The sequence below is a fragment of the Methylobacterium sp. E-066 genome (assembly GCF_022829635.1).
Lineage (GTDB): Bacteria > Pseudomonadota > Alphaproteobacteria > Rhizobiales > Beijerinckiaceae > Methylobacterium.
On sequence record NZ_JAKSYO010000069.1, the window covers coordinates 1 to 15,092 of the forward strand.

The following is a 15,092-nucleotide window of genomic DNA, read 5'->3' on the forward strand; positions in this document are numbered from 1 at the left end:
GACCGTGGTGTCGAACCCGAAGGAAAACATCTACCTGCGGCCCAACGACGTGCTGACCCTGGTGCGCGATCCGCAGACCTTCCTGGCGGTGGGCGCGCTCGGCCAGGCGACCGAGCTGCCGTTCCAGGCCGACGGCATCACCCTGGCCCAGGCGCTGGCCAAGGCGCGCGGCCTGTCGGACTTCGCCGCCGACCCGGCCGGGACGTTCATCTTCCGGTTCGAGCCCGCCAGCGTGGTGCGCCGCCTGAACCCGGCCACGAAGCTGACCGGCACGCCGCTGGTCCCGGTGGTCTACCGGATCAACATGCGCGACCCCAACAGCCTGTTCACCACCCAGGCGTTCCGCATGCGCAACCGCGACCTGATCTACGTCTCGAACGCCCCGTTCACCGAAGTCCAGAAGGTGTTGACCGCCTTCAGCGGCGTCACCGGACCGCTCAGCTCGGCAGCCACCGCCTACGCCTACGCGAAGTAGGCCGGGCGAGCAGCCGAGCCGGCCTCCGGGCCGGCGGACCGGATTCCTGAAAACGAAACAGGGCGCGGATGCCATCCGCGCCCTGTTTCGTTTCGCGTGTCGGGATCCCGGCAGGGCATGTCGCACAGGCAGGGCCGGGCTATCGAACCGATCGATCAAACCCATCGAAAGACGTGAACCGGGATCGCCACATCCTGTTCGACAATGATGGCCCCGATCGTCGAGTCTTTGCGTTTTACGGCATTCTGCCGTACATCGGGAGGCCACGGAGGTGCTCCATGGCGGCGAGACGCGACGACGGAATGGCACGGCTGGAGGCCAGGGTCCCAGTGCCGGTCTACGACACGCTGCAACGCGCGGCGCAGCTGCGCGGCATGACCCTGACCAGCTACCTGATCGCAACGGCCGGCGAGGATGCAAGGCGCGTGGTCGAGGAGGCCGAGATCCTGCGGCTGGCCCGCGCCGACCAAGTGCGGTTCGCGGAAGCCTTGATCGACCCGCCTAAGCCAACCGATCGTCTGAAGCGCGCCGCCGAGCGCCATGCGGCTCTGATCCAGCCTCGGTGACGGCGCCGTTCGTTATCGAGCCGTTGTCCAAGGCCCACGACCGGAGCGGCTTTGCCAGCGGCAACGACCGTGTCGATGCCTATTTCCGCCAGACCGTCTCCCAGGACGTGAAGCGCCGATATGCGGCCTGCTTCGTGGCCCGCGAGGTGGCGACCGGGCGGGTCGGGGGATTCTACACCCTGTCTTCGAACAGCGTGCCGCTGACGGACCTCCTCGACGTGCTCGCCAAGAAGCTGCCGCGCTACCCGACCGTGCCGGCCGCCTTGCTGGGCTGGATGGGACGGGACGAAGCCTTCCGTGGGCAGGGGCTGGGGGAGGTACTGGTGTTCGATGCGATCCGCACCGTGGCCTCGGCCGCCATCGCCAGCCACGCGATCTTTGCGGACGCCATCGATGAACGCGCCGCGACGTTCTACGCGGACCTCGGCTTCATGCCGCTGATCGACAAGCCGATGCGGCTGTTCCTGCCGATCGCGACCGGCCTCACCGTGCTGAACCGAGGCGGGGCATGACGGGCGTTCAGCACACCATGCTTACGGCATCATGGCTTACAGCATCATGCCGGCAAACCGATCCGGCCTGATGCTCACGTTTGAGCTCGTCGAACGTGTGCGACGAACCCTTCCGGCGCAGCCCGAAGAAACTCAGCCGCGTTTGGCCAGCAGCTGCTCGATCAGCGAGCCGCCCTTGTCGATCGCCGCCATCTCCTCGGCCACCGCGTTCACGGTGTCGCGGATCTGGTCGGCGGTGTGCTCGGAGGTCAGGAAGAAGCGCAGGCGCGAGGCTCGCTCCGGCACCGCCGGGTGGATGATCGGCTGGACGTTGATGCCGCGGCGGAAGAGCCGGTCCGACAGGGTCACGGCCTTCAGCGAATCGCCCACGATGATCGGCACCACCGCAAGGCCGAGGCTGAAGCCGGTATCGAGGCCGAGCTTCTTGGCGGTGGCCAGGAACAGCGTGCCGTTCTGGCGCAGGCGCTCGACCCGCTCCGGTTCGGCCTGCATCACCGCAAGCGCCGCCTCGGCGGCGGCGGCCAGCGGCGGCGACATGCCGACGCTGTACACGAAGCCGCCGGCCGTGTGCTTGAGGTACTCGATCAGGGCGATCGGGCCGCAGATGTAGCCGCCGCAGGTCGAGAGCGTCTTCGACAGCGTGCCCATCCAGATGTCGACCTCGTTCGGGTCGACACCGCAATGCTCGAACAGGCCGGCGCCGGTGCGTCCGGTGACGCCGAGGCCGTGGGCCTCGTCCACCATCAGCCAGGCATCGTAGCGCTTCTTGAGGGCGACGAGCCCGGCCAGGTCCGGCGCGTCGCCGTCCATGCTGTAGAGGCCCTCGACCACGATCAGCGCCCGGCGGTGCTCGTGGCGGGTGTTCTGGAGCAGGCTCTCCAGGGCATCGAGGTCGTTATGCGCGAAGGAGCGCCGCTGGGCACCGGAGAGCTGCGCGCCGGTGACGATGCTGTTGTGGGACAGCGCATCGTGGAAGATCACGTCGCCGGCTTCCAGCAGGGCGCCGATGGTCGTGACGTTGGTGGCGTGCCCGCTCACCATCACGATGCAGCCCTCGGTGCGGTAATGCTTGGCCAGCGCCTGCTCTAGGCTGATGTGCCCCGGCCGCTCGCCCGCCACCACGCGGCTCGCCGACGCCGAGGTGCCGTAGGCCTCGATCGCCTCCCGGGCCGCGTTGCTGACCCGGGGATGGCCGTTCAGGCCGAGATAGTCATAGGACGAGAAGTTGGTGAAGCTCTTCTGGTCGATCCGGGTGGTCGCGCCGGCCTTGGCGTCGTGGACGCGGAAGAACGGGTTGCCCAGTCCGATCAGCTGCGCCGCCTGGCGCTGCAGCTGCAACTCGCGGTAGCCGGGCAGGTTCTCGAAGTTCTGCGCGGCCGATTTCCCGGCCGGGGACGCCGCCTTGGCGGGCGCCGGGCGCGGCGTCGCGCGTCCGAGGCGGTTCGTCACGAAGCCGGCGAGCGCCGCGCGCCCACCGTCAGGCCGTGCCGTATCGGTCATGGGTTGGTCTCTTTGATCTCGCTGGAAGTCTGCGCGATGAGTTCCCGGAGCGGCGCCATCATCTGCGCGTCGATCTCACCACCGATATGCTTCGAGACGAGGCTCATCGCGACACCGGCGGCCTCATCCATGGGGGCCGAAACCGCCTGAATTAAGGACTCCGACAGTTCGTTGACCGTCATGCCGGACGAGAGACCGGCCGGCGGTGCATCGAGGGCGAAGCGCTCCTGCAGGCTGGCGCCCAGCTCGACGCCCATCAGCGAATCAAGGCCGATCTCGGAGAGCTGGCGGACCCGGCTGATATCGTCTTTGGGCAGGCGCAGGATGCGGGCGATGTCCTCGACGATCGCGTCCGACACGGTCTTGCGGACCGCATCCACGTCGCCGCCCTTGAGCAGGGCGCCGATGTTGATCGCCTGGACGCCGCCGGCCTCCACCTGCTGATCCGACCCGAGGTCGGCGTAGCTCGGCGAGCGCATGGTGGCGAGCCGCTCGCGCGCCTTACCCCAGTGCATCGCCGCGATGGCGATCACCGCCTCGTCCGGCGACGCGCCCTGAGCCTCCAGCGCATCGGCCATCAGCTCGAGGCAGCGACGCGCCTCCATCGGGGTGACGCCGACGCGGCCGGCGAGCCCTTCCATGACCGCCTTGTTGCGGGCGAGCATGCCGACATCGCCGATCGCGCCCCAGGCCACCGCCAAAGCGGGCAGGCCGCGGCGGCGGCGCTGCCGGGCCAGACCTTCCATGAAGCCGTTGGCGGCGACGTAGGAGCCCTGGCCGGGATTGCCGATGAACGTGGTCGCCGAGGAGAACATGACGAAGTAGTCGAGGCTCCGGTCCCGGGTCGCGGCATCCAGGTGCTGGGCGCCGATCACCTTCGGGCCGATCACCGCGTCGAGCGCAGCCGCGTCGATGTTGGCGATCAGGCCGTCCTGGAGCACCGCCGCGGCGTGGAGCACGCCGGCGAGTGTCTTGCCGCCCTGCTCGATCTCCGCGATCAGGCGGTCCACCGCCGAGCGGCTGGTGATGTCCACCGCCTTGGCTTCGACCTTGACGCCACGCCCGGCGAGCTCGGCGACGATCGCCTTGGCCTCGTCGGTGGTCGCGCCCTTGCGGCCGGCGAGCACGAGATGCTTGGCGCCCTTGTCGACGAGCCAGCGCGCCGCCTCCAGGCCGAAGCCGCCGAGGCCGCCGGTCACCAGGTGGACGCCCTCGGTCGAGACCGTAAACGGCCGCTTCGTGTCCTTGAGGATCGTGCCGGCCTTGGGCGGGCTGATCACGATCTTCCCGATGTGACCCGATTGCTGCATCAGCCGGAACGCGTCCGAGGTCTCGGCCGCCGTGAACGGCTGGTAGGGCAGGGGCTTGAGGCCGCCATCGTTGAACAGCGCCATGACCTCGCGGAACATCCGCGCGCCGTCGTCGCCCTGATGCTGGATCACCTGATCGAGGTCGACGCCGAAATAGCTGAGGTTCCGCCGGAACGGGCGCAGGCCGATATGGGTGTTGGCGACGTAGTCGCGCTTGCCCAGCTCAACGAAGCGACCGAACGGCCGCAGGGCGTTGAGCGAGCGCTCCATCGCCTCGCCGAACAGGCTGTTCAGGACGATGTCGACGCCGTCGCCGGTGATCGCCCGAACCTCGTCCACGAAGGCGAGGGAACGGGAATCGAGCACGTGCTCGGCGCCCAGCGCCTTCACCAGGGCCCGCTTCTCGCGGGAGCCGGCGGTGGCGATGACCCGCGCGCCCTTCAGCTTGGCGATCTGCAGCGCGGCGAGGCCGACGCCACCCGCGCCGCCATGGACCAGCACCCACTCGCCGCGCCGCATCCGGGCACAGGAGACGAGGCCGTAATAGGCGGTGAGGAACGCCACCGGGACGGTCGCCGCCGCCATCGGGTCGAGACCCTGCGGCATCGGCGCGACCACGAGCTCGGGCACGACGATGTGGGTGGCGAAGCCCGACTGGGCGAAGGCGACGACGGGATCGCCGGCCTTGAAGCCCTTGACGCCCGGACCGACGGCCGTGACCCGGCCGGCGCATTCGAGGCCGAGGCGGGGGCCGGCGAAGCCGTCCTCCAGGATCTCCTCGGGGAGCATCGAGAGCGCCCAGAGCACATCGCGGAAGTTGAGGCCGGTGGCCTCGACCGCGATCTCGATCTCGCCCTCGCCAGGGGTGCGGCGCTCGGCCGGACCCCAGACCATCTCGTTGAGGCCGCCGGTGTTGCTGCGCTCCAGGCGCGCGGCCTCGGCCGGGACGGCATCTGCCGGATCCCGATGCTTCGGCCGGCCGGCATGGAAGCGCACGACCTGCGTCCGCTCGTCGTCGAGCACGATCTCGGTCTCCGGCGTGCCGGAGAGGATGAGGTCGCGCAGGCGCTCGGAGGCGCGCTTCGACGACATCTCGGGCGAGAGGTCGATGCGGCGCACGTCGAGATTCGGGGCCTCGTTGGCCAGGGTGCGCGAGAACGCCCACACGCCGGCCTCGATGTTGGTGGTCTGGCCGCCGCGGTCGCGGGTGGCACCGGGTGCCACGACCCACAGGCGGGTCTGGCGGGCACCGAGATGCTCGATGCAGCGCTTCAGGCTGAGGCAGCGGTCGCGTAGCCGCTCGGCCGCCTCGCCGCCGCGGGTGAAGGCGCCGGCCAGGAACACCACCGTGTCGGGGGTCTCCTTCTCCAGCTCCATCAGCGAGGTCTCGGAGTCGAGGATGATCGAGACATGCACGCCGCCCGCGACCAGCAGGGTCGCCAGGGAGGAGGCGGTCTCGGCCGCGAACTCGTCGTCCGAACCGATCACGAAGGCGAAGCTCTGGGCCGGGGCCGGGCCCGGACGCACCGGGGCCTCGGCGACCAGCAGCAGGTCGTCGCCATTGGCCGACGCCGCGCGCTCGACCGCGACCTTGACTAGGCCGTGGGCGCTGAGCGTGCGCTGCCAGCCCTCGATATCCTCGAGGCGTCCGACCGGCATGCCGCCGACGGCTTCCTCGAACCAGCCGCCCGTGAGGCCGAATACGAGGTCGCGGAACAGGGACGCGCCCGGCTCCACGGCCACCAGCAGGCCGCCGGTGGCGAGCGCCCCGGCGAGCTGACCCGGGAGGGCGCGCTCACCGCGATGCAGGCTGCCGGCCGCCAGGATCAGGTCGAAGCTGCCGGGGGCGAGTTCGTCGGCCGCCTCGACGATAGTGGCGCCGTGGGTGAGCGACAGGCGGGCGCGCTCGGCGAGCCGGCGGTCGGTCTCGAACACGGTGAGCCGGGCCTCGGCGGCGGCAGAGAAGGCTGCGGCCTGGGCCGAGAGCGGGCCGAAGCCGACCTGCAGCACCCGCAGGGCGCGCTCCTTCGGGAGCTGGCCGCGGCTCTTCTCGATCAGGTCGGCGACCAGATCGGCGGTGTGGCGCGCGGTGGCCGAGCGCATCACGAAGGCGTCGATGGCGCCCTGCGGCAGGGCCGGGGCGTCGCTCAGCTTGCCCGCGAGCAGGCGGTCGACCATGGCACCGACATCGGCGATCAGCACCAGCTCGGCGGAGAGATCGGGATGGTCGCCGGCGATCCAGCGCATGATCTCGTCGGGGGCCGGCAGCGCGGAGCCGTCGCCCAGGGTCCAATTCGGACCGGCGCGCTCGGCGAGCCCGCTGCTCTCCAGGGCGTAGAGGGCGTTCAGCAGCCAGGGGCGCAGGGCCTCCGGCACGCGCCGGTCGGTGACCGAAACGGTCTCGCCCTCCGCCAGCCCGGAGGCGAGACGGTAGGCCAGCGAGGTCGCCCAGCCTTCCAGCAGAAGGTGGCCCGGCGACAGGGCGGCGTCGGCCGGCCCCTTCGCCTCGGCGGTGAGCGGCCGCAGGCGCGCGGCCACGCTCGGCCGGCGCTCCATCGGGATCGCGGTCGGCTCGGTGGCGAGTTCCGGCACCTGCGAGATCGCGAAAGCCGAGAGGTCGCCGCCTCCCTTGGCGCGCAGGGCCTGGAAGCGGCCCTCGCGGATCGTGGCGACCACCGCGCCGTCGGCGTCGAGCAGGGTGAAATCGGCCAGGATCGAGCGCTCGTTGCAGCGGCGCGTCCGGATCACCGAGCGGGTGATCACCGCGCCGGGGCGCAGCAGCCGGACCTCGCCGAAGCGCACCGGGATGTAGGCCTTGCCGGCATTCTCGCCGAGCAGGTCCGCGAACAGCAGGATCAGCCCGTGGAAGCAGGCATCGAGCCGCGCGGGCACCAGCGTGAAGCGGGCGTCGGCCTCGGCCGGCAGCAGGTCGGACACGATCGTCGCGTCATCGAGGCGGGCGCTCATGGCGACCTGCCGGAAGCTCGGGCCGAACGCCAGGCCGGAGGCCCGGGCGCGGGCGTAGAGCGCCTCGCCGGTCAGGACCTGCTCGCCGGCGCTGTCGAAATCGAACCCGTTCAGATCCGGCGCCTTGGGGGCCGTGAACGTGCCGTCGACGATCTTGGCCTGGGCGTGGAGCTGCCAGGGGGTCTGGGTCAGGCGCGGACGGCTGAGGACCTGGATGCCGTTGCCGGTGCCCGAGAGGCGCACCGCGACCTCGCGCAGGGCCTCCTCGGCGAACACCATCGGCGACAGGATCTCGAAATCCGCCAGCACCACCTCGTCGTGGCGCATCGCCTCGCGAACGCAGGCCAGCGCCATCTCGACGAAGCCGGCGCCGGGCATGATCACCTGGCCTTCGACGCTGTGGTCCTCGAGTTCCGGCAGGGTCGCCGGATCGACGAAGCCGTTCCACTCCAGACCGTCGAAGGTGGTCCGCGAGCCGATCAGCGGGTGGTAGGGGCGGGCGCTCATGGCGCCGACGCTCTCGGGGGTGTCGGCCAGGCGGAACGGGCGCCGCTGCCAGGGATAAGTCGGCAGGCGCACATCGCCCCGGGGCGCGTCACCGAAGAGCAGCGCCTCGTCGACCTGCGCGCCCTGGACGAGGGCGGCGCTGACCGCCTTGGCGATCGGGTCGCCGCCGGATGCCTTGCGGTGCATGACGCCGACCGTGGCGGTCTCGATGCCGAGCGGCTCGACCGCGTCGCCGACATGGGACATCAGGGTCGCGCGCGGGCCGACCTCCACGAACACGCGGGCGCCGCGACGGGTGGCATCCTGCACGGCCTCGCTGAAGCGCACCGGCTCGCGGATGTTGCGCCACCAGTAGCCGGCGCCGAAATTGTCGCCGTCCAGCACGCTGCCGGTGACGGTCGAGACCATCGCGGTGGTGCCGGCGCGGGCCTTCAGCCCTGCGAGATCGCGCAGCAGCGGCTTCTCGGTCGGGTCCATCAGCCGGCCGTGGAAGGCGTAGGCGAGGTCGAGCTTGCGGCCGCGGCGGCGCTTGCGCGACAGAGCCTTCAAGGCAGCGTCGATATCGGCCACCGGCCCGGCGACCGTGACGGCCTTGGGGCTGTTGTAGGCGGCGATGTCGAGGGACGGGTAGTCCTTGAGGAAGGGCTCCACCTCCTCGGCCGGCATCAGCAGCACCGCCATGGTGCCCTGGCCGTGCGTCGTCTCCTGGTGGTGGCTGCGGTAGTAAATGACCCGGACCGCATCCTCGAGGGTGAGGATGCCGGCCGCCTCGGCGGCGGCGATCTCGCCGACGCTGTGGCCGAGCACGTAGGCCGGGATCAGGCCCTTGGCCCGGAGTGCGGCCGTGGAGGCGCTCTCGATGGCGAAGATCAGCGGCTGCGAGACGCTGGTGAGCGCCAGGCGCTCGTCCAGATCCTCGGCGTAGAGGGCCTGCTTCAACGACCAGTCAGCGTAGGTCTGGAACAGGGTGTCGACCCGGTCGAAAGCGGCCCGGAAGGTCGGGTTCTCCTCGTAGGCCTCGCGGCCCATGCCGGCCCACTGGCTGCCGTTGCCGGAATAGACGAACGCGACCTCAGCGGCGCGGTCGACCGCGGTGCCGGTGAAGGCGTCCTGGGCGTCCTCGCCCTCGCCGACGGCGCGCAGAGCCGCGGCCACGTCGGTCTTGCCGTCGAGCGCGATCGCCAGGCGGGCGGGCAGGCGCTCGCGCCGATGCGCGACGGCGGCTGCCACCGTGACGACCCGCTCGGGCTCGGCCTCGAGGCGCTCGGCATAGTCGAGGGCGAGCTCGTTCAGCGCGGCGCGGGTCTGGGCCGAGAGCAGCAGAACCTGAGCGGACGGCGCCGGGGCGACGGTGTCCGACTGCGACCCGGAATTCCCGTCGGTGATCACGACGTGCGCGTTGGTGCCGCCGAAGCCGAAGGAATTCACGCCGGCGTAGCGCTCGCGCGGGCCGCGGGTGATCGGCAGGGCCTCGCGGACGACGCGCAGGTTGAGCTCGTCGAACGGGATGTCGGGATTCAGCTCGGCCGCGTGCAGCGACGGCGGCACGAGGTCGTGCTCCAGCGCCAGCGTCGCCTTCATCAGGCCGGCGAGGCCCGAAACCGGCTCGGTATGGCCGATGTTGGTCTTGATCGAGCCGATCGGCAGCGGCGCCTGGCGGCCGACGCCGAGCTTGGTCCCGATGGCCGAGGCCTCGATCGGATCACCCACCGGCGTACCGGTGCCGTGCGCTTCCATGAAGGCGAGGTCGTCGAGGCTGATGCCCGCGTCGCGGTACACCCGCTCCAGCAGGGCGCCCTGGGCGTAGCCCGAGGGCAGGGAGATGCCGGTGGTGCGTCCGTCGGAATTGATGCCCGAGGCCACGATCCGGGCGCGCACGGTGGCGCCGTTGCGCCGCGCGGCCTCGGCCGATTGCAGCACGAACACCACGCCGCCCTCCGAGCGCACGTAGCCGTCGGCGTTCTTCGAGAACGCCTGGCACAGGCCGGTGCGCGAGAGCATCTGCGCGGTGGAGAAGCAGATGAAGTTGAACGGGCTCGCCAGCACGTTGACGCCGGCCACGACCGCCGTGTCCACGCGGCCGGACTGGATCGCCTGCACGGCGTTGTCGAAGGCGACGAGCGAGGACGAGCAGGCGGTGTCGACCGTGAAGCTCGGGCCCTTCAGATCGAAGATGTACGAGATGCGGTTCGAGATGATCGAGAGCGTGTTGCCGGTCGCCGCGTAGGCGTCGCCCGAGGCCGCATCGAGGATGCGCAGGTTGCCGTAATCGAGCGAGGAGGCGCCGACGAACACGCCGATGTTGCTGCCGGCCACGCTCGACGGGCGCAGGCCCGCATCCTCGAGGGCTTCCCAGGTCAGCTCCAGCAGCATCCGCTGCTGCGGATCCATCTGCTCGGCCTCGCGCGGCGAGATGCCGAACACGGCGGGGTCGAACGACCAGATGTCGTCGATGATGCCGGCGGCCCAGGTGTAGCTCTTCCCGCGCTCCTGGGCGCGCGGATGCGCGAACCGGTCGAGGGAGAAGCGGTCACTGGGGACCTTGCTGACGGCGCAGCGGCCCTCCGACAGGAGTTGCCATAGCCCGTCGACGCTGGGGGCCCCGGGCAGTCGGCATGCGCGTCCGACGATCGCAATGTCTGTACGTTGTGTCACGTTCGGTTCGCACACGCTCGTTATCGGAAGTCGGCTCGGCTCGCGACGAGTGAGTACCGTCTCACCCCTTACTGTGGCACCATTGCGGTGTCCAACCTGCCCCCAGGCAAGGTCATCCCTGCCCGGCCAGATTGCGCTGGGCTGTGACATGTATTCATCAGACCGCAGTCCAATGACGACGGCCGAAATGCCAAGTCTGCACCATTTGACCGCCTGTTGAGACGGTCAAGCGACCATCGAAATGCCACAGTTGCGCACCGGCGAACGGAGCCCGTCTAGCGGTGCCGCCAGGGTTTTCCAAAGAGATCTTTGCCGCAGCCTGCAGATCTAAGACCGCAATGCGGCGGCTCGACGCCGTCCGGCCGACGGTCAAGACGCGGCCGGACCAACCTTATCCTTGGCACTATCCTTGGATCGTCCGATGCCGCGATAGGTGAAACCGTGGCGCTCGGCGGTCTCGGGATCGTAGATGTTGCGCAGATCGACCAGCACGGGCGCGGGCCCCGCGGACGCCATGGTCTGGCGCAGCCGGTCGAGATCCAGCGCCCGGAACGCGTTCCACTCGGTGACAATCACCAGGGCGTCGGCGCCCTCCGCGCAGGCATAGGCGTTCTCGGCATAATCCACCTCCGGCATCAGCGCACGCGCCTGCTCCATGCCTTCGGGATCGTAGGCGCGCACCTTCGCGCCGGCATCCTGGAGCCCGGCCACGATCGACAGGGATGGCGCCTCGCGCATGTCGTCGGTATCCGGTTTGAAGGTTAGGCCGAGCAGCGCCACGGTCTTGCCCCGGACGCTGCCGCCGCAGGCCTTGATCACCTTGCGGGCCATCGCCCGCTTCCTCTGGTCGTTGACCGCCACCACGGTCTCGACGAGCCGCAGCGGCACCCCGGCATCCTGGGCGGTCTTCACCAGCGCCAGCGTGTCCTTCGGGAAGCAGGAACCGCCGTAGCCGGGGCCGGCATGCAGGAACTTGCCGCCGATGCGGTTGTCGAGGCCGATGCCCCGGGCGACCTGCTGGACGTCGGCGCCGACCTCCTCGCACAGGTCGGCGATCTCGTTGATGAAGGTGATCTTGGCCGCCAGGAACGCATTGGCGGCGTATTTGGTCAGTTCCGCGGTGCGTCGGCTCGTCACCACGATCGGCGCGGCGTTGAGATAGAGCGGCCGGTAGACCTCGCGCATCACCGCCTCGGCCCGGGGATCCTCGCTGCCGACCACGATCCGGTCGGGACGCTTGAAGTCCGAGATCGCCGCGCCCTCGCGCAGGAATTCCGGGTTTGAGGCCACGGCGACGTCCGCCTCGGGGCGGATCTCGCGGATGATGCGCTCGACCTCGTCGCCGGTGCCCACCGGCACGGTCGATTTGGTCACAACCACGGTGAAGCCCGACAATGCGCCGGCGATTTCCCGGGCGGCGTCGAACACGAAGGACAGGTCTGCGAAGCCGTCGCCCCGGCGCGAGGGCGTGCCCACTGCGATGAACACCGCGTCGGCCTCGGCCACCGCGTCCCGCAGGCTCGTCCCGAAGGCGAGCCGGCCTTGGCGGACGTTCTCGGCGACCAGCGCGTCGAGGCCGGGCTCGTAGATCGGCATCGTTCCGGCGTTCAGGCTGGCGATCTTGGTCGGGTCGCGGTCGATGCAGACCACGCTGTGGCCGAAATCGGCGAGGCACGCCCCGGATACCAGGCCGACATACCCGGCCCCAATCATCGCAATCCGCATCCGGCCCTCCCGGCAGCAAGCCGCGCGGCTTGCTGCAATGCAGCATGATCCGAGACCGGCACTGATGCAACCGGGGCCGCTCGGCAGCGCCCTATTCTGTCGCGACGATGCAACACCGCGGAAACGCGACTGTTTTTTGACAGCTCCCCGGGATCAGCTTGACGACGGCCGGATCCTGTCGCCGTAGCGACACCGAAAACATGTCCCTTGGCGGCTTCGCAGCGCGGGCGGCTTCCTGTAGAAGCGCGGCCGCCGGCCGGGCGAGGCCGGGCGCCGCGAAGCCCATTCCAAGGATCGGCGAAGGACTGCGATGACCGAACTGCCGAACGTGCACGTGCGCGCCGAAGTCCTGGCGCAGGCGCTGCCCCACATGCAGCGCTACGACCAGGAGATCGTGGTCATCAAGTATGGCGGCCACGCCATGGGCGACCGCGCCGCCGCCGAGGATTTCGCCGAGGACATCGTCCTCCTGGAGCAATCCGGCCTGAAGCCGATCGTCGTGCATGGCGGCGGACCGCAGATCGGCAAGATGCTCGACCGGCTCGGCATCCAGTCCGAGTTCCGCGGCGGCCTGCGGGTCACCGACGAGGCCACCGTCGAGGTAGTCGAGATGGTCCTGGCCGGCTCGATCAACAAGCAGATCGTCGGCTGGATCTCGGCCGAGGGCGGCCGGGCGATCGGCCTGTGCGGCAAGGACGGCAACATGGTCCGCGCCAAGCGGGCGATGAAGACCGTGGTCGATCCCGAGAACAACACCGAGCAGGCGATCGACCTCGGCCTGGTCGGCGAGCCGGAGCATGTCGAGCGCGGCGTCCTCGACGCGGTGCTGAAGGCGGAGCTGATCCCGGTTCTGGCTCCGGTGGCCTACGGGGCGGACGGGCAGACCTACAACGTCAACGCCGACACCTTCGCGGGTGCCATCGCGGGGGCGCTGCGGGCCAAGCGCCTGCTGCTGCTCACCGACGTTCCGGGCGTGCTCGACAAGGACAAGAAGCTGATTCCCGAGCTAACCGTGGAGGATTGCCGCCGCCTGATCGCCGACGGCACCATCACGGGCGGCATGATCCCCAAGATCGAGACCTGTATGTACGCGATCGAGCGCGGCGTGGAGGCGGTCGTCATCCTGGACGGCAAGGTCAACCACGCGGTGCTGCTGGAGCTGTTCACCGATTACGGGGCCGGCACCCTGATCCGCCGGGGCTGATCCCCGGCGGGACGACGGTGGGCGGATCGGACGCGGCAACGCCCGCTCCGCTCGCGCATTGTCGTCGTCCCGGCTCAGCCTGGCGCAAGCCTGGCTTGCCAGCTTGACCGTTCCACGCCGTCGATTCCGCAAGGGATCGGCGGACGAGGCCGCGTCGCACCACGGGTTCGGGGCCGCATCCGATTGCAACGCGATCGGTCATGGCCCTAGAATCCCGCGGTTTCAGGATTTCAAAGGGACACGGTGCACCACCCGGAGAAAGCCCAGTTCACCACGCCCGCGTCCCGTGGGTTTGCCGATGTCGACACCTGGGTGTTCGACCTCGACAACACGCTCTATCCGAGCGACGCGCAGGTCTGGCCGCAGGTGGACGAGCGCATCACCCTCTACGTCATGCGGCTCTACGGGCTCGACGGGATCTCGGCCCGCGCCCTGCAGAAGTATTTCTACCACCGCTACGGCACGACCCTGACGGCGCTGCTGACGGAGGAGGGGGTCGACCCGCACGACTTCCTCGATTTCGCCCACGACATCGATCACTCGACGATCAAGCTCGACCCAAGTCTCGGCGACGCGATCGAGCGGCTGCCCGGCCGCAAGCTGATTCTCACCAACGGCTCGCGCCGCCACGCCGAGAACGTCGCGGCCAAGCTCGGGATCCTCGACCATTTCGAGGACGTGTTCGACATCGCCGCCGCCAATTTCGTCCCCAAGCCCGAGCGCTCCACCTACGAGCGCTTCCTCGAGACCCACGGCGTCGAGCCGACCCGGGCGGTGCTGTTCGAGGACATCGCCCGCAACCTCACGGTGCCGCACGATCTCGGCATGGCGACCGTGCTGGTCGTCCCGAAGGTCATCGACCCCTATCGCGAGGCCTTCGAGCAGGAGGCGGTGCGCGAGCCGCATATCGACCACATCACCGACGATCTCGCCGCCTTCCTGTCGGCCTGCGTGCTACCCGAGACGAAACGGGGTGCGATGGGCGCGACGCGGCCCTGACGCGGGCACGCGCATCCGCAATCGACAAGCCGGCGGCGATCCTGTAGAGAGCCGCCCAACTCACAACAGGATCGCCGAAATCCTGGTGCCGGACGCCCATGAGGGGCGACACGGCGCAACGGCTGGAGCTATGCCATGAACATCATCGAGCAGCTGGAGCGCGAGGAAGTCGCGCGCCTGGCCAAGACCATTCCCGATTTCGAGCCGGGCGACACGCTCATCGTCAACGTCCGCGTGAAGGAAGGCGAGCGCACCCGCGTTCAGGCCTACGAGGGCGTCTGCATCGGCCGCCAGGGCGGCGGCCTCAACGAGAGCTTCACGGTCCGCAAGATCTCCTACGGCGAGGGCGTCGAGCGCGTCTTCCCGGTGCACTCGCCGATGATCGATTCGATCAAGGTCGTCCGCCGCGGCAAGGTGCGCCGGGCCAAGCTGTACTACCTGCGCGACCGTCGCGGGAAGTCGGCCCGCATCGTCGAGCGTACCGACCGCTATAAGGCCAAGGAAGCCCCGGCCGCGGCCGAGTAAGCGTCCGGGTTTTCAGAGGGCTCGCAGCCCTTCGGCGGGTCGTCAGGGCGGAGCCCTGATGAAGAAGCGGGCCCTGCCCGCACCCGCAAAAGGTCCCGGACCTTTTGAAACCAGACTTTGACCGAGAATCGACCGGTCCGGCTCAGC

At 69.6% G+C, this 15,092-nt stretch carries 8 protein-coding genes and 1 pseudogene; 6 read left to right on the plus strand and 3 right to left on the minus strand.

Annotation, left to right across the window (positions count from 1 at the left end; genetic code table 11):
- The 3 genes and pseudogenes from MKL20_RS07790 to MKL20_RS07800 form a co-directional block, all read left to right on the plus strand.
- Window positions 1-475, plus strand: a pseudogene (locus MKL20_RS07790) (sugar transporter); the annotation flags it as partial.
- Window positions 476-753: 278 nt separating this feature from the next.
- Window positions 754-1,041, plus strand: coding sequence for a DUF1778 domain-containing protein (locus MKL20_RS07795; RefSeq protein ID WP_244036202.1), 288 nt, complete (start codon window positions 754-756; stop codon window positions 1,039-1,041).
- A complete protein-coding gene (locus MKL20_RS07800) occupies window positions 1,038-1,553 on the plus strand; it encodes a GNAT family N-acetyltransferase (protein ID WP_244036203.1) in 516 nt (171 codons plus the stop codon). Before MKL20_RS07795 ends, MKL20_RS07800 begins: the two co-directional genes overlap by 4 nt.
- Before the next feature lie 132 nt (window positions 1,554-1,685).
- Here the strand turns inward: MKL20_RS07800 and MKL20_RS07805 are convergent, their stop codons facing one another.
- The 3 genes from MKL20_RS07805 to MKL20_RS07815 form a co-directional block, all read right to left on the minus strand.
- Window positions 1,686-3,053 (minus strand): aminotransferase class I/II-fold pyridoxal phosphate-dependent enzyme, encoded by a 1,368-nt coding sequence (locus MKL20_RS07805; protein WP_243968875.1) that lies wholly within the window; start codon window positions 3,051-3,053, stop codon window positions 1,686-1,688.
- Window positions 3,050-10,492: a type I polyketide synthase gene (locus MKL20_RS07810; protein WP_244036204.1), complete on the minus strand. Its 7,443-nt coding sequence runs from the start codon at window positions 10,490-10,492 to the stop codon at window positions 3,050-3,052. The genes MKL20_RS07805 and MKL20_RS07810 overlap by 4 nt, the downstream gene beginning before the upstream one ends.
- A 369-nt stretch (window positions 10,493-10,861) precedes the next feature.
- Window positions 10,862-12,217 (minus strand): UDP-glucose dehydrogenase family protein, encoded by a 1,356-nt coding sequence (locus tag MKL20_RS07815; RefSeq protein WP_244036205.1) that lies wholly within the window; start codon window positions 12,215-12,217, stop codon window positions 10,862-10,864.
- 310 nt (window positions 12,218-12,527) lie between these two features.
- Between MKL20_RS07815 and argB the strand changes: the two genes are divergently transcribed.
- From argB to rplS, 3 genes are all read left to right on the plus strand, one after another.
- The gene (gene argB, locus MKL20_RS07820; protein WP_243968881.1) at window positions 12,528-13,421 is read left to right on the plus strand and encodes an acetylglutamate kinase; all 894 of its coding nucleotides are present in this window, start codon (window positions 12,528-12,530) and stop codon (window positions 13,419-13,421) included.
- A 243-nt stretch (window positions 13,422-13,664) separates the two neighbouring features.
- Window positions 13,665-14,420, plus strand: a complete 756-nt coding sequence (locus MKL20_RS07825) for a pyrimidine 5'-nucleotidase (RefSeq protein WP_244036206.1) — start codon at window positions 13,665-13,667, stop codon at window positions 14,418-14,420.
- Window positions 14,421-14,555: 135 nt separating this feature from the next.
- A complete protein-coding gene (rplS, locus tag MKL20_RS07830; RefSeq protein ID WP_092040614.1) occupies window positions 14,556-14,945 on the plus strand; it encodes a 50S ribosomal protein L19 in 390 nt (129 codons plus the stop codon).
- The last annotated feature ends 147 nt before the right edge of the window (window positions 14,946-15,092 follow it).